General features: G+C 70.2%; 28 protein-coding genes. 22 read left to right on the top strand and 6 right to left on the bottom strand.

The window, feature by feature from the left end:
- Positions 1-176: 176 nt before the first annotated feature.
- From Prubr_RS09310 to Prubr_RS09295, 4 genes are all read left to right on the top strand, one after another.
- Positions 177-791, top strand: a complete 615-nt coding sequence (locus Prubr_RS09310) for a matrixin family metalloprotease (protein ID WP_212823888.1) — start codon at positions 177-179, stop codon at positions 789-791.
- Entirely contained in the window at positions 778-1386 is a 609-nt protein-coding gene (locus tag Prubr_RS09305) for a hypothetical protein (RefSeq protein ID WP_212823886.1), read from the top strand. Before Prubr_RS09310 ends, Prubr_RS09305 begins: the two co-directional genes overlap by 14 nt.
- A gap of 138 nt (positions 1387-1524) precedes the next feature.
- On the top strand, positions 1525-2559 hold the full coding sequence (locus Prubr_RS09300) for a hypothetical protein (RefSeq protein ID WP_212823874.1): 1035 nt from the start codon (positions 1525-1527) through the stop codon (positions 2557-2559).
- Positions 2560-2612: 53 nt separating this feature from the next.
- On the top strand, positions 2613-3095 hold the full coding sequence (locus tag Prubr_RS09295) for a GNAT family N-acetyltransferase (protein ID WP_212823872.1): 483 nt from the start codon (positions 2613-2615) through the stop codon (positions 3093-3095).
- 24 nt (positions 3096-3119) lie between these two features.
- Here the strand turns inward: Prubr_RS09295 and Prubr_RS09290 are convergent, their stop codons facing one another.
- Positions 3120-4778: a PP2C family protein-serine/threonine phosphatase gene (locus tag Prubr_RS09290; protein WP_212823869.1), complete on the bottom strand. Its 1659-nt coding sequence runs from the start codon at positions 4776-4778 to the stop codon at positions 3120-3122.
- Between the two features lie 354 nt (positions 4779-5132).
- On the opposite strand from Prubr_RS09290, the gene Prubr_RS09285 reads away from it, so the two are divergent.
- The 4 genes from Prubr_RS09285 (at position 5133) to Prubr_RS09270 (ending at position 9082) form a co-directional block, all read left to right on the top strand.
- Complete coding sequence (locus Prubr_RS09285; protein ID WP_212827774.1) at positions 5133-6980, top strand: ABC transporter ATP-binding protein; 1848 nt, start codon at positions 5133-5135, stop codon at positions 6978-6980.
- Positions 6981-6989: 9 nt separating this feature from the next.
- Complete coding sequence (locus Prubr_RS09280) at positions 6990-7667, top strand: hypothetical protein (protein WP_212823867.1); 678 nt, start codon at positions 6990-6992, stop codon at positions 7665-7667.
- Between the two features lie 143 nt (positions 7668-7810).
- Entirely contained in the window at positions 7811-8197 is a 387-nt protein-coding gene (locus Prubr_RS09275) for a hypothetical protein (protein ID WP_212823864.1), read from the top strand.
- Between the two features lie 45 nt (positions 8198-8242).
- On the top strand, positions 8243-9082 hold the full coding sequence (locus Prubr_RS09270; protein WP_212823861.1) for a class I SAM-dependent methyltransferase: 840 nt from the start codon (positions 8243-8245) through the stop codon (positions 9080-9082).
- 183 nt (positions 9083-9265) lie between these two features.
- Here Prubr_RS09270 and Prubr_RS09265 read toward each other — a convergent pair whose 3' ends face one another.
- Positions 9266-9958, bottom strand: coding sequence for a TetR/AcrR family transcriptional regulator (locus tag Prubr_RS09265; protein ID WP_212823859.1), 693 nt, complete (start codon positions 9956-9958; stop codon positions 9266-9268).
- Between the two features lie 112 nt (positions 9959-10070).
- Between Prubr_RS09265 and Prubr_RS09260 the strand changes: the two genes are divergently transcribed.
- From Prubr_RS09260 to Prubr_RS09250, 3 genes are all read left to right on the top strand, one after another.
- Positions 10071-11036 carry an NAD-dependent epimerase/dehydratase family protein gene (locus Prubr_RS09260; RefSeq protein WP_212823856.1) on the top strand — a complete coding sequence of 322 codons (966 nt, stop codon included), beginning with the start codon at positions 10071-10073 and terminating at the stop codon, positions 11034-11036.
- Positions 11037-11327: 291 nt separating this feature from the next.
- Complete coding sequence (locus tag Prubr_RS09255) at positions 11328-11696, top strand: hypothetical protein (protein ID WP_212823854.1); 369 nt, start codon at positions 11328-11330, stop codon at positions 11694-11696.
- A 124-nt stretch (positions 11697-11820) separates the two neighbouring features.
- A complete protein-coding gene (locus Prubr_RS09250) occupies positions 11821-12522 on the top strand; it encodes an uL10 family ribosomal protein (RefSeq protein WP_212823851.1) in 702 nt (233 codons plus the stop codon).
- Positions 12523-12574: 52 nt separating this feature from the next.
- On the opposite strand, the gene rox is transcribed toward Prubr_RS09250, so the two are convergent.
- A complete protein-coding gene (gene rox, locus Prubr_RS09245; RefSeq protein ID WP_212823849.1) occupies positions 12575-14002 on the bottom strand; it encodes a rifampin monooxygenase in 1428 nt (475 codons plus the stop codon).
- A gap of 369 nt (positions 14003-14371) precedes the next feature.
- On the opposite strand from rox, the gene Prubr_RS09240 reads away from it, so the two are divergent.
- Positions 14372-14941 carry a hypothetical protein gene (locus Prubr_RS09240; protein WP_212823846.1) on the top strand — a complete coding sequence of 190 codons (570 nt, stop codon included), beginning with the start codon at positions 14372-14374 and terminating at the stop codon, positions 14939-14941.
- Positions 14942-15038: 97 nt separating this feature from the next.
- Here Prubr_RS09240 and Prubr_RS09235 read toward each other — a convergent pair whose 3' ends face one another.
- Positions 15039-15710: a DNA alkylation repair protein gene (locus Prubr_RS09235; protein ID WP_246568484.1), complete on the bottom strand. Its 672-nt coding sequence runs from the start codon at positions 15708-15710 to the stop codon at positions 15039-15041.
- An 18-nt stretch (positions 15711-15728) separates the two neighbouring features.
- Between Prubr_RS09235 and Prubr_RS09230 the strand changes: the two genes are divergently transcribed.
- The 9 genes from Prubr_RS09230 to Prubr_RS09190 all read left to right on the top strand — a co-directional run bounded on the left by Prubr_RS09230 (position 15729) and on the right by Prubr_RS09190 (position 21872).
- The gene (locus Prubr_RS09230; protein ID WP_212828997.1) at positions 15729-16244 is read left to right on the top strand and encodes a hypothetical protein; all 516 of its coding nucleotides are present in this window, start codon (positions 15729-15731) and stop codon (positions 16242-16244) included.
- A 95-nt stretch (positions 16245-16339) separates the two neighbouring features.
- The gene (locus tag Prubr_RS09225; RefSeq protein ID WP_212827769.1) at positions 16340-17212 is read left to right on the top strand and encodes an ADP-ribosylglycohydrolase family protein; all 873 of its coding nucleotides are present in this window, start codon (positions 16340-16342) and stop codon (positions 17210-17212) included.
- Between the two features lie 72 nt (positions 17213-17284).
- A complete protein-coding gene (locus Prubr_RS36770) occupies positions 17285-18085 on the top strand; it encodes a hypothetical protein (RefSeq protein ID WP_246568482.1) in 801 nt (266 codons plus the stop codon).
- A gap of 47 nt (positions 18086-18132) precedes the next feature.
- The gene (locus Prubr_RS09215; protein ID WP_212823844.1) at positions 18133-18774 is read left to right on the top strand and encodes a hypothetical protein; all 642 of its coding nucleotides are present in this window, start codon (positions 18133-18135) and stop codon (positions 18772-18774) included.
- 170 nt (positions 18775-18944) lie between these two features.
- Positions 18945-19325: a YciI family protein gene (locus Prubr_RS09210; protein WP_212823842.1), complete on the top strand. Its 381-nt coding sequence runs from the start codon at positions 18945-18947 to the stop codon at positions 19323-19325.
- Between the two features lie 5 nt (positions 19326-19330).
- A complete protein-coding gene (locus Prubr_RS09205; RefSeq protein WP_212823829.1) occupies positions 19331-19717 on the top strand; it encodes a YciI family protein in 387 nt (128 codons plus the stop codon).
- Positions 19714-20958 carry an RNA polymerase sigma factor gene (locus Prubr_RS09200; RefSeq protein ID WP_212823826.1) on the top strand — a complete coding sequence of 415 codons (1245 nt, stop codon included), beginning with the start codon at positions 19714-19716 and terminating at the stop codon, positions 20956-20958. The genes Prubr_RS09205 and Prubr_RS09200 overlap by 4 nt, the downstream gene beginning before the upstream one ends.
- 88 nt (positions 20959-21046) lie before the next feature.
- Entirely contained in the window at positions 21047-21451 is a 405-nt protein-coding gene (locus Prubr_RS09195) for a hypothetical protein (RefSeq protein WP_212823823.1), read from the top strand.
- A 109-nt stretch (positions 21452-21560) separates the two neighbouring features.
- On the top strand, positions 21561-21872 hold the full coding sequence (locus Prubr_RS09190) for a hypothetical protein (protein WP_212823821.1): 312 nt from the start codon (positions 21561-21563) through the stop codon (positions 21870-21872).
- Positions 21873-21964: 92 nt separating this feature from the next.
- On the opposite strand, the gene Prubr_RS09185 is transcribed toward Prubr_RS09190, so the two are convergent.
- Together Prubr_RS09185 and Prubr_RS09180 are read right to left on the bottom strand one after the other, a co-directional pair.
- A complete protein-coding gene (locus Prubr_RS09185) occupies positions 21965-22462 on the bottom strand; it encodes a YcxB family protein (RefSeq protein WP_212823818.1) in 498 nt (165 codons plus the stop codon).
- A 233-nt stretch (positions 22463-22695) separates the two neighbouring features.
- Entirely contained in the window at positions 22696-23130 is a 435-nt protein-coding gene (locus Prubr_RS09180) for a hypothetical protein (protein ID WP_246568890.1), read from the bottom strand.
- Between the two features lie 122 nt (positions 23131-23252).
- Here Prubr_RS09180 and Prubr_RS09175 point away from each other — a divergent pair, with 122 nt between their 5' ends.
- Positions 23253-23960, top strand: a complete 708-nt coding sequence (locus Prubr_RS09175; protein ID WP_212823816.1) for an HAD family hydrolase — start codon at positions 23253-23255, stop codon at positions 23958-23960.
- Positions 23961-23971 lie beyond the last annotated feature (11 nt).

Genomic DNA, 23971 nt, shown 5'->3' with positions numbered 1-23971 from the left:
CGGTCTGGATGGCCTGACTGGGCGATCTTCCTGCAAATATTGGCACACATCAATGTTGACGAAGGGGTGCGAGCTTCCTACCTTCGGTCATTGCGGGGGTGCCGCCAAACGTGATGGCGACGACAGACTGGCCCGGCCAGGCCCCCGACTGCTCCGGGACGAAGGAGGCAGGCGGAATGCGAATCAGTCCAACCGGTTCAGGCCCGAAGGGGCCGGTCACAAGAACCAGAACATGGCGGCGGGCGGTCGGCCTGGCGACCGCCGCGCTGCTGGGCGCCCTGTCGGTCGTGGTCATCCAGCAGAGCGCGAACGCCTACGCGTTCATCGGATGCAAGTGGAACACCTCCGCGGTCCGGTACTACGTACCGTCACCCCTGCTGTCGTTCCCGACCTGGCTCAACGCCGGTGACTCCTGGGCCGGCCTCGACGCGTCACTGACCTGGATCAACTCCAACGTCCACATCCACGCGACGAACGAGAGCCGCGGCAACACCGTCGTCTGGACCGGCGTGACCCGCCACCGTGGCACCCTGCAGGACATGCCGCCCTGCCCCGGCGGCATCTTCACCGCCGGCCAGGTCGAGGTGGTCCTCAACTGGACGGCGATCAGCGGCTACAGCAACGCCCAGAAGCAGGGGGTGGCGGCACATGAGTTCGGACACGCCCTCGGCCTGGCGCACACCACGACGACACCGATCAAGCTCATGTACCCGTACGACAGCAACCGGCACAGCGCAGGCGTCACGACCCCGCAAAGCGACGACAGGGCAGGCATCAATGCGCTCTACTGACCGACCCCGAATCGGCGTACTCGCCACCGCCGTACTGATCGCCGCCTCCTTTTCGGCCTGCGGCACCCCGGACCAGGCAGGCTCCCAGCTGCCGCAGTTCGACATCGAAGGCACCCGCGCGCACATGTACACGTCGGTCCAGCAACTCGCCGACAAGGCCAGCGCGATCATCGTCGCCACCCCCACCGGCAAGTCGCACAGCCGGCCGCTGCCGGCCGAGCACGGCGAGCCCGACTCGGCGCCGACCGTGTACGTCAAGCTGACCGTCACCAAGGTCGTCCAGGGCACCCTCACCGCGCGCGAGATCGACCTCGTCAGCCCCGGCATCGACCACGCCACCGGCGAGCTCGGCCTGCTGTCCGGCGGCCCCTTCCTGCTCTTCGTCACCCCCGCCATGTACGGCCCCAACGACCCCGCCGGCGGCTACGTCGTGGTCGGCGGCCCGGCCGGCGTCTACGCCAAGACGGCCGGCGCCACCGCCTTCCAGAAGGTCGACGTGGCCAGCGGATCCCTGCCGGCAACCCTGCGCGACACCGCGCAGGAGCTGCCCGCCATCACCAAGACCGAGGCCCAACTCCTGCGCGAAGGGCCGTAGCGATCCGACCACGGGCGCTGCCCGGCCGTGCCGGCGAAAGATCGAGCACGGCCGGGCAGCGACACCATGCTGGCCTGGTTCACCTCAGCCGCCCGGACCCGGCCGCCCGCATCGGGCGATAGGGTTCACGCCGCGACCGTGCTGCCGGCGGAACAGCCCGGCCGGGTGGAACTGGAGAACGAGTTGGACCGATCATCAGTTCCCACGACGCCACCCCCGCCGGTGGACATCGAAGAGCTGTTTCCGGAACTGCGTGACTACGCGACCACGGCGACGAGACTGCACCCACGGCGCGGAAACCCCGGCACGCAGGACAGCTCGATCGGCGGTCCGCTGCGCTGGCCGGCCGACGAGCCGTGGCCGTTCTGCGTCGACCGGGAGCACTACGTCAACCACCTGTCGACCCCCGCGACGGTGCGGCGGCAGCGCCGGATCTACGCGGCGGCGAAGGCACGGGCGGCGGCCACCGGCCAGCCGTACGAGTTGACCGAGGCGGAACGCGCCGAGCTGCCGGCGTCCGACCACAGCGAGCCGGAAGCGTTGGCCGACGGGCCGATCGCGTTGGTACCGGTGGCACAGCTGTACCGGCGGGACGTCCCGGACTTCGCCGGACCGGCTGACTGCGATCTGCTCCAGGTCCTCTGGTGTCCGCTGGACCACCCGGAGACCGGCTACAACCCGCGGGTCGAGGTGCGCTGGCGGCGGGTCGCCGAGATCACCGGCCAGGTCGCCGAGGTGCCCGAGCCGGCCGTGGTGTACGACGACTACCTGCCCACGGCGTGTGTGGTGCACCCCGAGCCGGTACGGGAACACCAGTACGGCGGCCTGCTGCCCGAGGACCTCGACCGGCGGCTGTCCGACTGGGAGGAGGAATCCGACGTCAACTACCAGGTCGACCTGTCGCTGGCGCCGGGCTGGAAGGTCGGCGGCTTCGCGAACTGGTCGCTCACCGACTGGCACCCTGTCGACTGCACCGTGTGTGGTACGGCGATGACGCTGCTGCTGACCGCCGATTCCAGCGAGTACGGCGGCAGCGACGTGTGGCGTGCCGTCGGAGAACCGGCCGGGGCGCCGGTGAACCCGGTCGGGGTGACCATCGGCCGAGGGTATTCGCTGTACATCTTCGTGTGCCCGACGTCGTTCGACCACCCGCCGGCGACCGCGATGCAGTGAACCGGCGGGCGGACCAGCGTCGCCGCCCCCTCCAGGTTCGGTAACGTCACCGTGTGCAACTGCAGCAACTCGGCGCCCGGCACCGCGACGCCGTCCTCGACTTCGAGACGGTGAACCGCGACTACTTCGCCGCGACAGTTCCCGACCGGGGCGACGACTTCTTCACCGACTATCCCGCCCGCCACACCGCCCTGCTCGCGCTGCAGGAAGCAGGCACCGACCGCTTCCACGTCCTGACCGCCGACGACGGCACGATCATCGGCCGGGTCAACCTCACCCACATCAGCGGTGGCGAAGCCGAGATCGGCTACCGGATCGCCCGCGACTTCGCCGGCCGCGGCCTGGCCACCGAAGCTGTCCGCCAGGCCTGCCACCTCGCCCGCTCCGCGTACGGCCTCGAACGCCTCCATGCGGCCACCACCACGGACAACCACGGCTCCAGGACGGTCCTGCTCCGCAACGGCTTCACGGTCGTCGGCGAAACCACGTTGGGCGGCCGCCCCGCCCACCTGTTCACCCGCGAACTGGAACCCTAGATTCCTGCCGACAAGGCCCCTCGGCTAGGCGTGCGCATCGCGACGTTCGACGTCGGCGGCGATGTCCGGAGGGACACGCAGCACGACCAGGGCGATGTCGTCATCGCTTTGGTCGGCGTAGCGGGCGAGCAGGTGGTCACACACCTGTTCGGCGGACAGGCTCTGCCGGTCGGTGAGCGCACGGGTGAGGTCGGCCAGGCCGTCATCGATCAGCACGCCGCGACGGTCGATGAGCCCGTCTGTGTAGAGAACCACGGTGGAGCCCGGCTCCAGGGTGGCGGCGTGGTCACGCCGTACGGCATCGGGCTGCACACCGAGCATGGTGTCCGTGGGTGTCCACAGCAGCGTGGCGACGCCGTCGGGTCGGATGAGCACCGGTGGCGGATGCCCGGCGTTCGACCACCGCAGGGTCCACCGGCGATCCGTGGCCTGCTCGTCGCTCTGTTCGACGTGGGCGAGCACGGCGGTGGCGAGGGCGTTGACCGCCAGGGTGTCCAGGGCCGTGTCCAGGGCGGCGAGCACGAAACTGGGCGGCTTGCGCAGCGTGGTGGCCACCCCGCGCAGCAGGTTTCGGATCTGGGCCATGCCTGCCGCGGCGCGCGGGTCATGGCCGGTGACGTCACCGATGACCAGCGCCAGAACACCGTCAGGAAGCAGGAACGCGTCGTACCAGTCGCCGCCGACCTGCATCTGCGCCGCGGCGGGCTGGTAACGCACCGCCACCTCGACGTGCTCGGGCCGGGCCGGCGGGGTGAGCAGACTTCGCTGCAGCGACTCGGACATCTGCCGTTCGAGTTCGGCGATACGCCGTTCGGTCTGCCGGGCCTGGGCCCGGTCGAACGCCTGCGTGATCGCCACACCGACCAGCCGTACGAACCGGATGTAGCCGTCGTCGACGGGCAGATGCGGGTTGAGCCTGGCCACCAGGACCGGGTTCTGCCGCACCGGTGACGATGTGGCCAGCCGCAGCCGCACCACCGTCCGTCCGCCCAGCTCCTCGACGACCATGTCCCGGTCTCCGGACACCGACGGCGGCACAGCCGGCAACGCCGTCGCGCTCTCGCGGACGGCGACTGCGGGCAGCAGTATGTCGGCATCCAGCAGGTCCTGGGCGTTGGCCCGCAGCACCGTGACAGCCTGCCGCAGGATCCGCTGCGGGTCGTCGAGGTCCTTGAGCGCCTCGGTCAGTTGGGCCAGCAGCACCAGCCGGCGACGGGACACCACCTGCCCCGTGGTTTCGGCAGCGATGTCGATGACACCCTCGACCTGCCCCTCCGGACTGCGTACCGCCGAGTAGGAGAACGTGAAGAAGCACTGCTCGGCGAACCCGTGCCGGTCCATGAACAGCTCAAGGTCTTCCGACCACGTCGCCCGCTCGCCGGACAGCACACCGGTCAGCATGGGCCCGATGCTGTCCCAGATCTCCGAGAACACCGCCGACGCCGGCGTACCGAGAGCGGCGGGATGCTTGTCACCGATCATCGGGACGTACGCCTCGTTGTAGACCAGTACCAGCTCCGGCCCCCAGAACAGCGTGACGGGGAACCGCGTCTGAAGAGCCAGGTCCACCGTCGCGCGCAGCGTCGGGGTCCACGACTCGACCGGCCCCAACGGCGTAGACGCCCAGTCCACCCGCTGGTACGCCGCACGCAGCGCCCCGGCCCGCTCGAACAACTCCTGCACCAACCGAATGTAGCCAGCGCCGGACGGACCGGACCGGCGGTTCAAGCCGCCCGTTCCGTCGGCGCCGGGTCCGGAGGACGCCACGTAGCGGGCATGGTTTGGGACGTTGGACGGTTCTGGCGCCTGCTCGACATCCCCACATCTCGGTCTTCCCAATCCCGGACCGCATCGACAGTCTCCGGGGTGGGACTTGGTGCCCTGTCGCCAACAGCGGTCACCGTCCGATCCTTGTGTCCGCGACGGGGGAGGTTCAGCGTGACAGCACCGACGACCAAAGCGAAGATCCACAGCAGCGGGGGGCCGGACACGGACGGCGGAGATTCGCAGGTGTCGGTCCTGCCGGAGCTGCGGGAGATGTGGTGGGAGTCCGGATGGCAGGCCCGCGCCGGCGCCGGCGTGCTCGCGGTGTTCGCCGAGCTGCCACGCCTGGTGGTGACGGCGTTGGCGATCAGCTGGCGGGCCGACCGGGTCCGTACGTCGGCGGTCGGTGTCGCGACCGTGGGCGCGGGGGTGATGGCCGCCTTCGGGCTGCTCGCCACCCAGCGCGTACTGGTGGAACTGTTCGCCGGCGGCCCGACCCCGGACCGGGTGACCGCCGCGATACCGGCCCTGGCGGCGTTGGCGGCGGCGACCGCGGTGCGGGCCGGGCTGGGGATCGCGACCGGGTACGCGCAGAACGGGTTGACGCCGAGGGTGGACCGGGAGGTCGAGCGGGGCCTGTTCGAGGTGACCACCGCGGTACGGCTGGACGCCTTCGACGCCGACGCGTTCGCCGACGACATGGAACGCGCCTCACGCGGCACCGACTCGGCGATCTCGCTGGTGCAGGGGGTGATGAACCTGCTCGCCGGGGTCGCCGGCCTGCTCGCGGTGGCGGTCGCGGTCGTGGTGATCCATCCGCTGCTGCTGGTCGCGTTGCTACTGGCCACCGCACCCGGCGGGTACGCGGCGCTGCGGGCCGGTCACCAGCGCTACCAGACGTACCTGGCCGGGTCGGTGCGCCGCCGCCGGTTGTGGCTCCTGCACCGGCTGATGGCCGAACGGGCGTCGGCGCCGGAGCTGCGCTCGTACGGGCTGCGTGGATTCCTGCTCGACCAGTACGACCGGGTCATGGGCGTCGAGACCCAGATCCAGATCGCCCTGGCCCGCAGGGTCACCACGACCACCGCCGTGGGCAGGGTCGTCGGCGGGATCGCCACCGGCGGCGTCTACATCCTGCTGGCGGTGCTGCTGCTGAACGGGCGGATTCCGCTCGCGGCCGCGGCGACGTGTGTGATCGCGGTCCAGGCGGCACAGCGGGCGCTGGCCACGGCCACGTTCCAGGTCGACCAGATCTACAGCGAGGGGCAGCACTTCGGTGACTACACCGGCTTCATGGAGCGGGCCGCCGACCACCTGCCCGACCCGGCCGACACCGGTCGGCCCGAACCCGGCGCGCTCCAGCAACTCACCGTCCGCGGCGTCAGCCTGTCCTACCCCGACCGCGACGAGCCCGCCGTCGACGACGTCACGCTCACCATCCGCGCCGGGCAGACGGTCGCGTTCGTCGGAGAGAACGGCTCCGGCAAGACCACCCTCGCCGCGATGATCGCCGGACTACGGACCCCGAACGCCGGCGGCATCGAATGGAACGGCACCGAGCTGCGCCGGTGGGACCCGGCCACGCTGCGGGCCAGGATCGCCGTCGTCACGCAGGAGTACCACAAGTGGCCGTTCACCGCCGCGACCAACATCGCCATCGGCGACACCGACACCGAGCCGGACCAGGCCCGGATCGAGGCCGCCGCCGCACGGGCGGTCGCCCACGACATGATCCGCGACCTGCCGCACGGCTACGAGACCCTGCTCGACCGGACCTTCGCCGGCGGCCAGGACCTGTCCGGCGGCCAGTGGCAGCGGATCACCGCCGCCCGCGGCTTCATGCGCGACGCCGAACTGCTGATCATGGACGAGCCGTCGTCCGCCCTGGACCCGCGCGCCGAAGACGCCCTCTTCCAGGCCATCCGGCACCGGCAGGGCAGGGCGACCACGATCCTGATCACCCACCGGCTGGCCAACGTCCGGCACGCCGACCACATCTACGTTCTCGACCACGGCAACCTGATCGAGTCCGGCACCCACGACCAGCTCATCACCGCCGGCGGACACTACGCCGAACTGTTCGCCCTCCAGGCCGCCGGCTACCGCGCCGTCGCGGCGTAAGGTCACCCGGTGACCGTGTACGACGTCGCCGCCAAACTGCCGTCCATCGACGTGCTGCGGGACCGCTGCCAGGCACTCGCCGTGCTGGAGCAGATCATCGGCGACGATCCGTACTACGCCTACACCCGCGAGTGGGGTGACGACGAGGCCGCGCTGATGAGCGACGGCAGCGGCAACGAGTGGGCCGTGGTGTTCACTGATGCTGGTGCGTTCATCCGGATCTTCGACCACGAGTCGGCGATGACGCCCTACCGCGATCCGGACCACGAGCTGTGGCCGGGACTGCTCGACGGGATCCCGGCGGTGTTCCGTCCACACGTCGAGGAACCGGCTTTCGGCGACGGGGCGGGACAACTCGTCGCCACCGCGGTCCTGTGGCGGCTTACCGATGATGACGCATGGCGGGCAGGGGAGAGCATCACGTTTCCCCCGTCACGTGGACCGTACGAGCGCACCGGACCTGACGGCTCCGGCATGCTCGAAATCCTGTTCGACGACACCGTCGACCGGTACGTCGAGTTCGCCGAGGACTACTACGAGATCGAGATCGACGCGAAGGCGGTCGCGCATGTCGTCGCGCATCGCCCTCTCACCGACACCGTCGTGCGGGCCCTGAACCCGGAAGCGACCCTTGCCGAACTGCACGCGGATGTCGCCGCGATCGGGTATCCGATCGCGGCGAAGTGAAGCGGGGGGTCGGTTGGCCGCCGTGACCGCGGTCGACGCGCCGTTGTACGTCCTCGGTCAGCCGGTACCCAGGACGGGCCGACAGCGGAACACCGTTCACCGGGATCTTCGGGAGGCTGGAGATCACCCGGGAGCATAAGCAGGTGATCTGGTGGGCGGTCGCGGCGTCCGTCGGGATCGTGCTTGCGGTGTTGCTGTGCTGCGCCGGATGGATCTGGCGGTTCGGTGTGCCGATGGCCGACCAGGCTCCGGTGGAGGACGTGTCCGTGGTGGAGAACCACCTCGCCGTGGAGTTGGCCGTCGAGGTTGACCGTGGCGCGGGTCCAGGGATCTACCGGGTACGCAGCGGTAGCTACACGGAGATCCCCACCGCCCGGGACTGTGCGTCGTCGGTGCGGCTGACCGCGCGGGATCCGGACGGTCGGGTGCTCGGCGAGTTGAACGGCCCGTTCTGTGAGGTGCGCACCTGGGTGTTCGAAGCCGACGGATCCGTAGAGTTGCTGTCGGGCCGCCGACCGTTCCCCGGTTGACTCCCGGGAGATGCGGACACCCAGACCTTCTCGAGTGAGGTGGACATGCCCGACGGCTGGCAGTGGGACCAGACCCTGTTCCGTGGCAGCGCCGCCTACTACGACCAGGGCCGGCTGCCGTACGCGCCAGGGTTCGCCGACCGGCTCGTCGAGACGCTCGGGCTGGACGGGCAGGGCCGACTCCTCGATGTCGGATGTGGCCCCGGCACGGTCACCCTGGCACTCGCCGGACACTTCGCCTCGGTTGTCGGCGTCGACCCGGATCCCGACATGCTCGCCGAGGCGCGTCGCCGTGCGCTGCGGCTCGGCGTCGACAACGCGTACTGGGTCGGGGCCCGCGCCGAGGACCTGCCGGCCGGGCTCGGTGTGTTCCAGACGGTGCTGTTCGCGCAGTCGTTCCACTGGACCGACCGCGACCGGGTGGCCGCGACCGTGTTCGACATGCTGGTGCCGGGCGGGGCGTTCGTGCACATGAGCGACCACAAGGAGCCGCCGGCACAGCCGGCACCGCTGCCGCACCCGGCGCCGCCGTTCGGGCGGATCCACGCGCTGGTCCGCGACTACCTGGGCGAGGTACGCCGCGCCGGGCAGGGCGTGCTCGTCAACGGCACGCCGGACCGGGAGGATCTGGTGGTGGAGCGGGCCGGATTCGAAGGGTTCCAGCGGTTGATCGTGCCGGCCGGCGAGGTCGTCGAGCGCAGCGCGGACGACGTCGTCGCGTGGGTGTTCTCCCGGTCGGACTCGGCGCCGCACCTGTTCGGCGACCGGCGCGACGAGTTCGAGTACGACCTGCGCGGGGTGCTGCGCGACGCGTCGCCGGACGGGGTCTTCGCCGAGCAGTTGCCGGACACCGAGATCATGCTCTGGCGCAAACCGCCTCAATGAGTCGCCCGCGCGACGACCTGACTCCCTGTCCATGGTGGAGGATCAGGAAGGCGGTGCCCACACTTTCGGCGGTGACTCCGACCGGATCGGGCCGTTGTCTGCCGGAGCTGTCGGTGCCGTCGGCCGCTGAGTTGGAGTGGCGCCTGGTGCCGGTGGACCTGTCCCGGACGACGGCGGACAAGGTCAGGGTAGCCCGATCAGGTCGCACATCCGGCGCATCTGGTGGTCGAAGTACTCCTCCCGGGCCTCGATCACGCCGTCGAGCTGGCCGAAGAGTTCGAAGCTGACGGCGCCGAAGCAGTGGATCCAGCCGGTGGCGCCCCGGGCCAGCAGGGCCTCGGGAAGGCCGGCGAAGAGGCTGTCGCGGACGGCGGCCAGGTTGGCGTGGACCGGGCCGGGTAGTTCGCCGGGGCCGGGATCGGGCAGGGTGCCGGCGGCGAAGCCGTCGATGAGGATCCCGATCAGGGCGGCCGGGGTTCGGGCGGCCGCCGCGGTGGTCTCCTGGGGGGCGGCGTAACCGGGGACCGGGCTGCCGAAGAGCAGGGCGTACTCGGCGGGGTGGGTCAGCGCCCAGCGGCGTACCGCGTGGGAGACGGCGAGCCACCGGCCACGCAGGTCGGCGCGGTCGGTGACCTGCGCGTCGCCGCCCTCGGCGGCGTCGCCGAGGGCGTGGTAGCCGTCGACGATCAGTGCGGTGAGCAGCTCGTCCCGGCTGGGGAAGTAGCGGTAGATCGCCGAGGAGACCATGCCCATGTCGCGGGCGACGGCGCGCAGCGACAGGTTCGCGCCCTCGGCGGCCAGGTGGCGGCGGGCGATCGTCTTGATCTCGTTGATCATCTCGGCTCGGGCCCTGGCCCGGATGCTGGCTGCAGGCATGTCGGTGAGTGTCGCACATTTTCGAGAGCACTGCTCTTGACGGCGGGGTCGTGCCTGGGTGAGCATAGGTCTCACAAGAGAGCGGTGCTCTCGTTCTGGAAGGGGAACTCCGATGGCCGTACACCTGATCGTCGGCGCCGGCATGGTCGGCTCCACCACCGCACGACAGCTCGCCGACCGCGGAGAGCAGGTCCGGATCGTCAGCCGCTCCGGCCGCGGCCCGACCCACCCCCGGGTCGAGCGGATCGCCGCCGACGCCACCGACGCCGACCGGCTCGGCGAACTCGCGCAGGGCGCCACCGCGATCTACAACTGCCTCAACCCGGCCTACCACCGCTGGCTCACCGACTGGCCGCCGATGGCCGCCGCGCTGCTCACCGCCGCCGAACGCTCCGGCGCCCCCCTGGTGATCGCCGGCTGCCTCTACGGGTACGGCGAGGTCACCGGCCCGATGACCGAGGAGAACCCGCTCGCCGCCACCCACCCCAAGCTGAAGATGCGCGCCGACATGTGGCGCGACGCCCTCGCCGCCCAGCGTGCCGGCCGGATCCGCGCCGTCACCGAGGTACGCGGTAGCGACTACCTCCAGGCGCAGTCGATCTTCAGCTTCGTGATGGGAAAGCCGCTGCTCGCCGGACGCCGTACCTTCGTCCCCGCCCCGCTCGACGTGCCACACACCTGGACCTCGATCAACGACATGGCGGCGATGCTGGTCACCGCCGCCACCGACCAGCGGGCGTGGAACCGTGCCTGGCACGTACCCAGCGTGTCGCCACTGACCATCCGGGAACTCGCCACCCGCTTCACCAAGGTGGCCGGCGCGCCCGCACCGAAGCTCGCCACCATCCCCGGTCCGATCTTCCGCGCCGCCGGCTTCCTCTCCCCGATGCTGCGCGAGCTGCAGACCACGGCGTACCAGTTCGCGCGGCCGTTCGTCATGGAGTCCACCGCCGCCACCACCACCTTCGGCCGGCGACCCCAACCGCTCGACGAAGCGCTACGCGAGGCGGCCGTGCTGCTCGGCGGCGTCCCGGGTGCGACCGCCGGAACCCCGCAAGCACGCCCGGCCACCGCCTGAGCACCCATCGACCCACGCCCAACGGCGGAAACCCACCGGAGGTTCACCATGTCCACCGCCACCATCGTCCCCGCCGTCGTCGCCGACGCCAGGAGCAGCCGCGCCTCACCGACCAGGTCGACAACCGCGTCGCCTACGTCAGCTTCGCCCTCGCCTACCTGATCGGGCACGGTGCCGCCGCCGTCTCCCACGGAACCGACCCGCTGCTGGACCTGCCCGGCTGGCTGCCGATGACGTTCCTCGCCACCGGCATCGTGGCCGGCTCGGTCGCCGCCACCATCGCCTCCACCCGTGCCCAACGGGGCGCCCCCCAGCGCCGAGGCCCTCTCCGGCAAGCTGCTCGGCATTGCCTGGGCCACCGCCTTCACCGGACTCTTCTTCGCCATCACCGGCCTGGCGAACACCCTCGACATGCCCGAACTGCAAGCCATCCTCTGGCCGACCGGCTCCGCGTTCGTCGTCGGCCTGATCTACCTCGCCGAAGGCGCCGCCCGCCGCAACGTACTGCACTACACCCTCGGCAGCTGGCTCGCCCTGATCTCCACCGCGTCGCTCTTCCTCAGCACGCCGGGCCCGTTCTGGATCCTCGCGTTCGCCGGCGGCGGCGCCTACGCCATCGCCGCGATCCTCGAACCCCGCCGCCTCGCCGTCCGCCGCTGACCCCTTCCCGCACGATCCGCCGGAGAGGCCCCACCTTGAACACCCGAAACGCGGTGGCCCGGAGCCACCGCGTTCGAGGCGTTATCTTCTCGTCGCCATCCGGCCGCCCTGACATGCTGGCCCGGTGGAGAGGTGGACGTTCGACGGCGGGGTTTACGAGGTGAACTCGATGTATCTGCTGCCGGAGGATGCCTGGTCCTACGAACTGACCGGGCCAGGGGGCGCGGTTGGCGAGTTCGTCGGGCTCGCTGTCGTCATTCCTGACGCGACGCCGTACGACGGGCCGTTCACGCCGATGGCGTCCACCCACGTCCGGGTGGTCACCGACGGCGGGCAGCTGCCGTGGCCGGTACTTCTGCGTTTCGTCGGTCTCGTCGAGACCTCAGGAGACATCGTCTCCGATGTGGACGGCCGGTCGGTGACCGGTGAACTCTCCTCGTCACCCGACCTGTGGCGCTTCGCGGACCGGCAGTTCGAGGTCGACTCCTACCATTCGGCTGAGCGCGGCTGCTGGTGCTACGAGCTGTCCGAGGCCGGTGACGTGCATGCTCGCCACGACCACCTCGAAGTGCTCATCCCCGACCTGCCGTCGACCAGCGGCCCTCCGGTCCCCTGGGCGGAGAGGGCGGTCTTCACCGCGTACGGCTCGTGGACCCTTCCCTGGCCGGTCCTCCACCACTTCCTTGAGGTGATCAGGCATTTGCTGGAGACCTGCCCCAGCGTCGTGGTCACCGGCCTCAGTACGGCACAGGCGTCCGAACTGCGCGAGACGCTACGGACCGCCGGGGCGACCGTCGACACCCGCCGCCGCCCGGAGGTCCGCTGACCGGGTACGCGGCGGCGCGCCCAGGCGCCACCGCGTACGAGAGGTCACGAACTCAGCCGACGGCGGCGCCGAACCATCGAGGTAGCCGGTCGAGCAGATCCTGCTGATCGTCACCGACCCACGCCACGTGGCCGTCCGGCCGCAGCAGCACGGCGGGCACGTCCAACTCGTCGCTGACGTCGACGACGTGGTCGACCCGGTCCGCCCAGCCCGTGACCGAAAGCCGCCCGGTCTGGTCGAGCAGTAGCCCGCGGCCGCCGTGCGTCAGTTCGTACAGTCGCCCCCGCTTCAGCCGCACGTCCCGCATGCGCCGGCCGACAAGCTCATGCCCTCCGCCGAAGTCGTACCGGACTCCGATCGCGGTGAGCTTCTCGATCAGGTACCGGTTCACCTCCTCGAAGTCCATCAGCTCCGACACCAGTTTGCGCACCGCCAGGGGACCGGGCTCGGTGGACAGCAGCTCCATCTGCGCCCGCGTGTTGTTCAGTACGTCGGCGGCCACCGGGTGCCGTTCGGCGTGGTAGCTGTCCAGCAGTCCCTCCGGCGCCCAGCCGTTGATGTCGGCGGCCAGTTTCCAGCCGAGGTTGAACGCGTCCTGGATGCCGAGGTTGAGCCCCTGCCCGCCGGTCGGCGGGTGGATGTGCGCCGCGTCGCCGGCCAGCAGCACCCGGCCGGTCCGGTAGCGCTCGGCCAGCCGCGTGGCGTCGCCGAAGCGGGACAGCCAGCGCGGCGAGTGCACGCCGAAGTCGGTGCCGGCGAACACCCGCAGCCGCTGCTTGAACTCCTCGAGAGTCGGTGGGACCGAGCGGTCCGCGGCCACCCCCTCCGCGGGCACGAGGACCCGGTACACCCCGTCCCCGAGCGGCCCGAGGCCGAACCGCTTCTCGGTCTTGCGGATCTCGGCCACCACGGCGGTCACCGTCTCCAGCGGCACCCCCACCTCCATCTCGCCCAGCAGCAGCTCGACCCGGCTGGGCTCGCCGGGGAAGCCGACGCCCGCCAGCTTGCGCACCGTGCTGCGGCCGCCGTCACAGCCGACGAGGTAACGCGAGCGCAGGCGTGAGCCGTCGGACAGTTCGACGGTCACCCCGTCGTCGTCCTGGCTCAGTCCGACCAGTTCGTGGCCGCGCCGGATTTCGACGCCGAGTTCGGTGGCACGCTCGGCCAGCAGGCGATCGGTGACCGGCTGCGGGATGCCGAGGACGTACGGATGCGCGGTGTTCAACCGGTCCGGCGTGGGCTTGTCGATGCCGGCGAAGAAACCACCGACCGGGTACTGCTTCCCGTGCGCGAGGAACCGCTCCAGCAGACCGCGCTGGGCCATCACCTCGATGCTGCGTACGTGCAGACCGAGCGCGCGGACGACCCTGGTCGGCTCCGCATCCTTCTCCAGCACGAGCACGTGCACGTCGTGCAGCCGCAACTCGCTCGCCAGCATCAGGCCGGTCGGTCCACCCCCGGCAACGATCACGTCGAACATGAGATCCCCCATTGTTTTCCGGCCAGCCGCTCCGCGCGGTCCGGCGGCGCGCATTCGCGTACACACCTACTTCGCGGATCCTTGTTTCCGCAGTTCCTGGCCCCGGCCGGAGATTCTGCAGCACGACCCGGGTCTTGCCGCAAGACCCCTGGTGCGCTATACGTTAAGAGTGGCAGGGAATGCTTTCTCTGCTTTTCGTCCGGGGCGCCGCTCTTCATTCGAAGCACGGCCTCGTCCCCGCCAGCTCCCGATTCTTCGATGGACCACACCATGTTCGGCCACGTCGCCGACTCGATGACGTGGTGTCCGTGCGTGCGTGATCGCTGAAACAGCGGTGACACCGGCCGTCGGATCGTGGACCTTGGTGGAATGACAGCCACGGACGACATGAGCGACGCCAGGAACTGGACGGGCGGCTTCTACGAACTGATGCTGGTCCTCGGTGCGACCGACGACGTCAGGTTCGACCGGGCCGTACGATCCCTGTGGCGTGCCGCTGGAGTCCGAGAGTGCCGGGTAGGGCCCGGATTGTTCGAAGCCGAGCCCGGCGCAGTCGCGCTCGAGGTGGATGGGCATCTGCGCGGGACGCTGACCCTGCCTTCCGGCGACCGGGTGGTCTGTGGCGCGCACTCATTCCGCTACGAGGGCATCGACAGAGTGGAGCTCTACCTTCCGCTCGGCGCGTTGGCCCGGGTCGACCGCAGGATCGGCGGCTATCCCTTCGATGAGCGCAGCGGTGTCGAGTCTCTGACCTGGCGGGCGCCGCTCGACCGATGGCTTGCCGAGCTGGCCGTCGCCGTGTACGCCGACGTGCCGTTCCTCCGTGCCCTCATCGGCTTCGAAATCGACGAGGACGACGACATCACCGCCGAGAAACGCTATGCCGCGGTCCTGCTTCCCGAACCCGAGGGAATGGAATACCGTCCGGCGACCGCATGAACATGGGCACGCCGTCGAACGGTGGAGCGGCACGAGCGCGTGCCGGGCGTGGCCGCCTCTCGGTCACGTACCGCGGTACTCGGTCGCCGGAGTCTTTCTAGTTGAGGTGTTGCCGGCGCACCATCTCGCCGATCCAGATGGGCGCGAACGGAGACGTGCAGTTCCGCGGAGTCGGGTAGTCCTTGAGCACCTCCAGACGCTCGCCGATGTCGATCGCGCGGGCGCGGTGCCCCGCATGCTCGATCCCGATCTGGGCCAGACAGTGGTTCATCGCCCACTGCAGGCGATCCGGGGCGTCTTTCATCTCCGCCTCGATGACGTCGAGCAGTCCCGCGAGATCGAGGCTCTCGGGCTGCTTCGCCACGCGTTCGGTGGTCAGCGCCCAGCCGGCACTCGCGACCACCGGGTCCGGATCGGCAAACCAGGCCAGGCGCAGCTCCTCGGAGTGTGGGTTCTTCTTCACCACGTAGTTCACCAGCCAGTCGTGCACCTTGGGGGTGCGCGCCTCGCGCAACATGCCGTCCAGTTCGTCACGCTCGAACGCCTTCGGGCGGCTGATCAGGATGGCCAGCAGTCTCGCCGCGGTGTCACCCGTCTCCCAGAGTTGGCGCGCGAGTTCCTGCTGCGTCTTCAGCCGCTTCGCGAGCGCGCGCAGCATGCTGAGGTTCACGCCGTGATCGTCGCCGTGTCTCTCGTTGACCTCGCGTGCCCTCGGGCCCTCGAGCGTGGCCAACTCGGCCATCACCTCGGCCACCGTCGTCGCAGTCACCTCGTCCTCCTGCCCATCATGTCTGAGATGCAGCCTACGAGCACGCGTGTAGCGGCGCGGGCACGCCATGGTGAGATTGCGGCTGTGGTGATCAGCGAGGTCGATGGCGGGCTGGTCGGCGAGAACCTGGAGGACCTTGCCGAGTATGCGAGGGCGCAGGGCGCCGAGGGGCACGACGTGCACGAGGTACGGCTGTGCGGTTGTGCGTCGTGCGGCGGACAGGTCTTCGTCGTGCATGGTGATCTTGAGCAGCACGCGGCGCGGCGCATCTGCCGCGGCTGCGGTGCCGGGCACTTCATCGCGGACAGCGGCATGTACTGGGACGACGCCAGGTACGGCATCATGGTCTGCGAGTGCGACGGTGACGGCGACGAGGAGGACTTCAACGTCGCGGTGGCCTACTCCCTCTACACCGGCGGTGCCGGTATCCGTGCGATCGCCATCACGAGCCGGTGTATCGGGTGCGGACGGCTCGGCTACTGGGACGGCTGGATGATTCGTGGCGGCGAGACGCACCTGCTGGATCTTGCGTAGGCCCGCTGCTTGCCCGGCCGGCAATCTCGGTGGCCCCACCGGCTGGCCCGCGCGATGATCGTGCGGTGGTGAACCGGGCGGCGGCGGTGGCGGCGATGCGGGGCCTGGCTCTGGGGGACGCGTTCGGTGAGACGTGGTTCTTCCGCCCTGCCGGGACGCTGGAGGAGGCGCTGGTCGAGCGACGCCTCAAGGACGGACCGTGGCCGTGGACGGACGACACCGCGATGGCGCTGTCGCTGCTGCGGATCCTGGACCGGCACGGTCACGTCGACCGGGATGCTCTGGCGGCGGAGTTCGCCCGCGCGTATGCCGCCGATCCGTACCGCTGCTATGGCGCATCCATGCACGACGTGTTGCGCGCCATCGGCGATGGTGAGGGATGGGCGGCGGTCACCGGCCGCCAGTTCGACGGGATGGGGTCGTGGGGCAACGGCGCCGCCATGCGGGTGGCCCCGCTTGGCGCGTGGTTCTGCGACGACCTCGACCTGGTGGTGGCCGAGGCTTCCCGGTCGGCGGTGGTGACGCACGCCCATGCGGAGGCCGCGGCCGGGGCGGTGGCGGTCGCTGTCGCCGCGGCGTTGAGCGTGCGTGGCGTCGCCGCCGGTGACCTGGTCGAGGCGGTTGCCGGCCGGGTACCCGACAGCGAGGTCGCGGCGCGGCTACGCCGTGCGGCCGGAATCGCGCTGTCGGCCGATCCGCGCCATGTCGCTGCCATGCTCGGCTGCGGCCGGCAGATCTCGGCGGTGGACACCGTGCCGTACGCGGTCTGGTGCGCCGCGAGGCACCTTGACGACCTGCCGGAGGCGTTGTGGGCCACCGCGATGGCCGGGGGCGACGTCGACACCACCTGTGCGATCGTCGGCGGGATCGTCGCCGCCCGTACCGGACTGACCGGACTCCCCGACGAATGGCTGACCGCGTGCGAGCCGCTACCCGCGTGGGTGGCCGCCGTTGATGATCGACCGTAGCCACCCCGAACCCGCGGGTTTCTGCGCCTGCGGCGGGCCGCCAGACAGTGCCTTTCCAGAGATACCGCCAGAATGGTCGACGTGTCCGACCATGATCACAACGCGACCGCGATTGAGGCTCCGCAGCCTGATATCGACACCTCTGACACCGTCACTTTGTGGCGGCCCGTCGGGCAGGCTGAACTGGACCTCGTCGCGGCGTCGGGATGGCGGGCGTGGGCGCCGCCCGTACCGGACCAGTCGACCTTCTGCGCCGTACTCGATCGTCGGTATGCCGTGAAGATCAGCCGTGAGCGGATCGTGCCCGCGGAAGGTGTCGGCTACGTGACCCGGTTCGCTGTCGAGCGGTCGTTCCTGGAGCGTTACGAGAGCCACCATGCCGACTGCCGCGACGAACGGGAGTACCTGATCCCGGCAGCGGAGGTCGCCGATCTGAATGCCCACATCATCGGCGCGATCATGGAAGACGCCGACTACCGCGGCCCGGTGGGCGACTCGGAGTTCACCGACGCCGAAGCGGCCCTGGGTCGGCCTCTGCCCGGGCCATGGCGCAGCTACCTCCAGGGCCGGTCGTGGTTCCGACGAGGCTGGATGACCACCGGGGAATACGTGTGGCTCAACACGCCACGCGAGATGCTCGAGCTGCACGACGCGTGGGCCGACAGCACCCGCAGGCATCCCGGCATCGCGATCATCGGTGGTGACGGCTCCCGTGAACAGCTCGTGCTCGACCTGCGTAGTGACCCTGCGCCGGTACTGCTGGTCGACATCGTCAGCGACGGATGGGGCAGCGGGACCAGGCAGGCGAACGACGTCGGCCAACTCATCGACCGCATCGAGACCGGTGAGTTCGCGTTCGACTTCGAGGAATAGTTGAGGCCCTGGTGCGTTCGTACGCGGCGGCCTCCTATCGTGGCGCGATGGGAATGTACCCGGCGTACAAGGAGATACCCGCGGCCCTGCTCACCCGGCTCCTCGAACGCCCCGATGACGAGGAGTGGGTCGACGGGCTGCTGTTCGAGGCCGGTGATCCGGACTCCGGTACCGCACCGGGCTGGAGCGCGGCGGTGAGCTACTCGACCCTGACCGACGAGGAGTTGCGCGCCCGCTTCACCTGGCCCCACCTGACCTTCTCCGCCGAGCAGCAGCGCCGACTCGGCGGCCTCGACCTCGGCAAGCACCCGGATCCGGACTGGTTCAGCCATCTGCTCTTCGCGGCCGACACCCCACAGCGGATAGATCTGGCGGGGGTGCTCAGCGACGACCGGGACGAACGGAACACCGCCTGGGAGAAGATCGTGGAGGTGCCCGTCCAGGTCGCGGACCGCAGCGCCTATCGCAGAGGAGACGTCGGGTACGGCTTCCACACGGACGTGCCCTGCTACGGCATCAGCGGGTACCGCACGGCCGAGGACCTGACCTCCGTGTGGGGCAGGATCGAACGCGTCCTCGCCTCCTGTCCCGAGCATGCCGACCGCATCATCGAGCAGTTCGAAGCGCAGATCAGGTACTACCACGGCTGCGTTGCCCGAGGCAGCGCCGACCTGAGCGTGTGCTGGTAACGCATCCGTCGGCGGACAAGGCACCCCGCCGAGGCTGCCTACCGGGGCAATTTCCGGAAAGGTGTCGTATCAGGGCGCAGCTGTTCGTGGAATTGGTGTGCGGCGGCCGGCGGGCCGCCGCACACGAGGAGTCGGGAAGGCCCTCGTCCGGGAACAGAGAGGAGACGACCATGACGGAGTACCTGATCGCCTTCAACGACGAGTGGGTGCCCGACCACACGGTGGAGGAGATACGCGAGAAGGCCACGGCCGCCCGGACCGTGATCGAGGAGATGCAGGCCGAAGGCGTCCTGATCTTCACCAACGGCGGGCTCGACCGGTGCACCGCGGTGTGCAGTGTCGAGCCGGTCGACGGCAAGCCCGTCTTCACCGACGGCCCGTACGTCGAGACCAAGGAGCACCTCGGCGGCTTCGTCGTCGTGGACGTGCCCGACGACGCGGCGGCGCGACACTGGGCCGGCAGGCTCGCGACCATGCTCGACTGGCCGCAGGAGGTGCACCGGTTCCGAGGACCCGGGCAGACCGGACGTAACGGCTCCGGGGAGAGGTGAGCGCGATGCCCAGATACCTGCTGTCCGTCTACGGACCGGCCGAGCACACCGAGTTTGGCACCTACCCCTCCCAGGAGGCCATGCTGCAGGCGTTCGCCGACACCGGCGCCTTCAACGACAGGCTCCGGAGGGACGGGCACCTCGTCTTCGCCGACGGCCTGGAGCCCGCTACGACCGCCACCACCGTCGACGGGCAGGGCGCGAAGCCGACCTTCACCGACGGGCCCTACCTGGAGACGAAGGAACACCTCGGCGGCTTCTGGGTCATCGAGGCGGCCGACCTCGACGTGGCCCTGGCGCTTGCCGCCGAGGGGTCGAAAGCGTGCCGCGGCACGGTCGAGGTGCGTCCCTTCCGAACCGAGGAATCCGTCCGAACGCTGCTGGAGCCGTGACCGGTTCCACCGTCGAACAGGCGATCACCCGGGCCCACCACGAGGAGTGGGCGCGGGTGGTCGCCGGCCTCGCACGCCGTTTCGGGGACCTCGACGTCGCCGAGGAAGCGACGGCCGAGGCGTTCGTAGCGGCTGCGGAGCGGTGGCCGCGCGACGGCGTACCGCCCAATCCCGGCGGATGGCTCGCCACCACCGCGACCCGCAAGGCGATCGATCAGCTCCGTCGCGAGTCGCAGCGCGACGCCAAGCACCAGGCGGCCCGAATCGTGTACGACGACACCCCTGCCGAGCCGACCGGCCCGGTCGAGGACGACCGGCTCAGACTGGTCTTCACCTGCTGCCACCCCGCGCTGGCGATGGAGGCCCGGGTGGCGCTCACCCTGCGCCTGCTCGGCGGCCTCACCGTCGCCGAGATCGCCCGCGCCTTCCTGGTGCAGGAGACCACGATGGCGCGGCGGATCACCCGCGCCAAGACAAAGATCAAGGCGGCGCACATTCCCTACCGGGTGCCCTCGGCCGCCGACATCCGCGAGCGGCTCGCCGGCGTGCTCGCGGTCGTCTACCTCGTCTTCAACGAGGGCTACCTCGCCAGCGAGGGGAACGACCCGGTGCGTGTCGACCTCACCGACGAGGCGATCCGCCTCGGCCGCCTGCTCCGGACCCTTCTCCCGGACAACGGCGAGGTGGCGGGCCTGCTCGCCCTGATGCTCCTCACCGACGCCCGGCGGGCGGCGCGCGTGTCCCGCACCGGGGAGCTGGTGACCCTCGACGAGCAGGACCGCGGCGCATGGGACCGCACCCTCATTGCCGAGGGCAACGCCCTGGTCCGCGAGCGGATCGAGGCGGTGGCGGCCGGCGGTGACCCACCCGGGCGCTACCAGCTGCAGGCCGCGATCAACACGGTCCACACGAATGCCCCGTCCGCCCGAGACACCGACTGGTCCGCCATCGTCGCCCTCTACGGCCGTATGGTGCTGCTCGACCCCTCGCCGATCGTGCGGCTCAACCGGGCGGTCGCGGTCGCCGAACTCGACGGCCCCGGGGTCGGGCTCGCCGAGATCGACCGGCTCGCCGAGGTCCTGGACGGCTACCACGCCTTCCACGCCGCGCGCGCCGATCTGCTACGGCGACTCGGGCGCGGCGGCGAGTCGCGGGTCGCGTACGACCGGGCCATCGGTCTCGCCGGCAACCCCGCGGAGCGGGCCTACCTGACCCGCCGCCGCGACCAGCTCGCCGGCTGACCGACACGTGGAGCGAGCCGGTTCCAGCCGTTCGCGACAGATCCGGATGCTGGGCAGGCGGCTCCGGCAGCCGTGCCACCATCTTCGGATGGTCATGGAGCCGGTCCCCAGCTACGAGGACCTGATCTGGCTGTTCGAGGAAGAGCCGGTCCATCGGTACGCGGCCGACGAGCGAGCGGCCGGCTACGAGTCCGACTGGCGGGAGCTGTGGCCCTACACGGCAGTGACGTTCCGGACCACGCGGGCCGGCTACGACATCGAGATGTACATCGAGCCGGGTTACGACATCGTTCGGCTACGGCTGCGGACCGTCAGCGACGGAGCCGAGCTGTTCTCGCTGGATCTGCGTGGCGTCCGCGGCGTCGGCGTTGACCGCATCCATGGCCGCGAGCTGCTACGACTCGACTTCCCGGACGACTCACCGGCGTCGGCCCTCTGGCTACGGATGAAGCCCGACGTCGCGCTGCACTGGTCGTATGACCCGGCAAGCTGACCCGGTCGCCCGGAAGTCTGATCATCGGCGTGGTGCCAGGCCTCGCGGGCCGCAGGTCGGCGCGACGCGGCAGCGACTACACGCGGTGCGTCGGCTACCGTCGTCGACGATGACGATCGAGAAACCGCCACTTGTGGTCGACAGATGGCCACGCCTGGCGGCGGAGCTTGCGACCGCGCTTCGCGAGGAGGGTGAGAGCGATCTGGTGAACCAGGTCGACAGTCTCCGAGTGCTTCGCGAGTGCGGGTGCGGCGACGATTTCTGCCAGAGCTTCTACACGCAACCGCCGCCGGCCGGTGCCTACGGTCCGGGCCACCGCAACATCGGTCTCAGCCCACATCGGGCAGGCATGCTCGTTCTGGACGTCGTCGACAACGTGATCATGTTCGTCGAGGTCATCGATCGTCCGCCACTCGACTGAGCGGACGGAACCGCGCCGGCCTGCTCGGGGGGAACGGCACGGCAGCACCGCGACGGCCGTACGCGCCTCGCACCCCCACCACGGCAGGTGAGTCACTGCGACTGGAGCAGCCCACGTTCGGCCATGAAGGCCCGCAACGTCTCGGCGTCCTCGGCGGACATCAAACGGCGTGGGATCACAGTCGCCGGCATCCGGCCGACGTACACGATCCAGAACTCAGGGGTGTCCCTCACCTGGGCGACCCCGTCCCAGGCGATGCCGCCGGACTCCGTGCCGCTGCGCATCAGGATGTTGTCGTCGGTGATGTCGTAGCCGCCCTCGACGGCGTAGCCACTGGAGCGGCGTTGGGCGCGCCACCGCACCCACGGCGCGTACAGCATCGACAGCAGGCCACCCATGACCATCGGCATGCACAGCAGCGAGACCTGGTCGCCCCACGCGGACCCCCGCGAGACGACGAGACCGATCGCCCCGACCGCCGCCAGCACGGCGCCGATGTAACCGTACTTGCGCAGCCGAACACTGCTGAGTGCGGCGGCCACGCGGCCCGGGTAGGCGGGATCGGCGGGGATGTCGAAACGAATGTGCACGCCAGAACCCTAGTGCCCCCACCCGGCCTCCGGGCAGCGCCTGACCCGCACCCCGCTGGCCGGACCGGCGGGGCCGCCCGTTGGCACCGGCACACGCGGGCGCTCACCAGCCGCGGACGTGCGGGTCTTCAGCGCAGATCACGATGGATCCGAGCACGGCGCCGGGTGCGCGCCGCGTCTCCAGCGGCGAGGCGGAACGACCTGGCGTCGCACGCACCACCCCTCTTTGACGGCTACGGTCGCAGTTCGTCGATCAATGTCAGGATCGCTGGATCCAGGGGCGTTCGTACGTCTGCCGGACGCGCCACCTCATCGTCCTGGTGGTCGTAGATGGTGAGTTCGTGCCGTTGGGCGAGTTCGTCGATCAACTGCAATGCCGGGTCGCGGCGTTCGCCGAAGCCCAGACACATGCTGACGTGATCGATGCCCACGTCCAGCGGGGTCGCCATCCACGGAGAGTCGCGATCGTGAGGCGGGAAGTCCGGGTACCGGGCGCGGAGAGCTTCGTAGAACCCGACGATGCGTTCGTCCGGGTCGCCCTTCGGGTGGTGCAGGCCGCGACAGCGGTCCGCCGTGGCCCGTATCTCGGCATCGGTCGCACCCGGGTCGACGGCGAGCACGACAAGATCGAAACCCATGGGCACATGCTGCGCTACCGGTACCGACATGTCGAGCACACGCTCGACCAGGTCAGCCGCTTCGGGCCGGTCATGTGCTTCGACTGGAGCTCACCGCGCTGGGCGACAGCGCCAGCCGCCGGCCGCGGAGACCGGATTGGGATACTGCCGCGATGACGGTCAAGGCGCTCATCTTCGACTTCGACGGCCTGCTGATGGACACGGAGACCACGCTGCTGGAGAGTTGGCGTTGGGAGTGGCGGCGGCACGGCCTGGAACTCGACCCGGCCGGCTTCTTCGCCGACCACGGCGGCGACGCGAACGAGCCCCGGTACGCCGCGCTCGCCGCAACGGTCGGACCGGCGTACGACCGCGAGTCCAGTCACACGCTACGGATGGCGTACCGGGCGGAACTGAACGCGGCGCTGGCGCCGGCGCCGGGCATCGTCGGCTGGCTGGACCGGGCCGCGAAGCTGGGGCTGCGGCTGGCGGTGGCGAGCAGTTCCTCGGTCACCCACGTGGGGGCGATGCTTGATCGGGCCGGGCTGCGGGCGCGGTTCGAGGTGCTGGCGACCGGCGAGGAGGTGGACGCGCACAAGCCGGATCCGGCCGTGTATCTGCTGACGCTGCAGCGGCTCGGGCTGCCGGCGGAGGAAGCGGTCGCGTTCGAGGACACCGCGCACGGCGTGGCGGCGGCACAGGCGGCCGGGCTGCGTTGCGTGGCAGTGCCGAACCCACACGCGGACCATGCCCGCTTCACGGCCGCGGACCTCCTGCTGACCAGCGCCGTAGACCTGCCCCTGGACGCGGTCATGGCCGCACTGGCCGGGCACGCCGGCCGCCCCCGCCGAGCGGATGCGGCGCCGGCGCGGCTGCCGTAGGCCGGTCATGG

It is taken from the genome of Polymorphospora rubra, assembly GCF_018324255.1.
GTDB classification, from domain to species: domain Bacteria; phylum Actinomycetota; class Actinomycetes; order Mycobacteriales; family Micromonosporaceae; genus Polymorphospora; species Polymorphospora rubra.
This window is presented reverse-complemented; position numbering and strand designations above follow the sequence as displayed.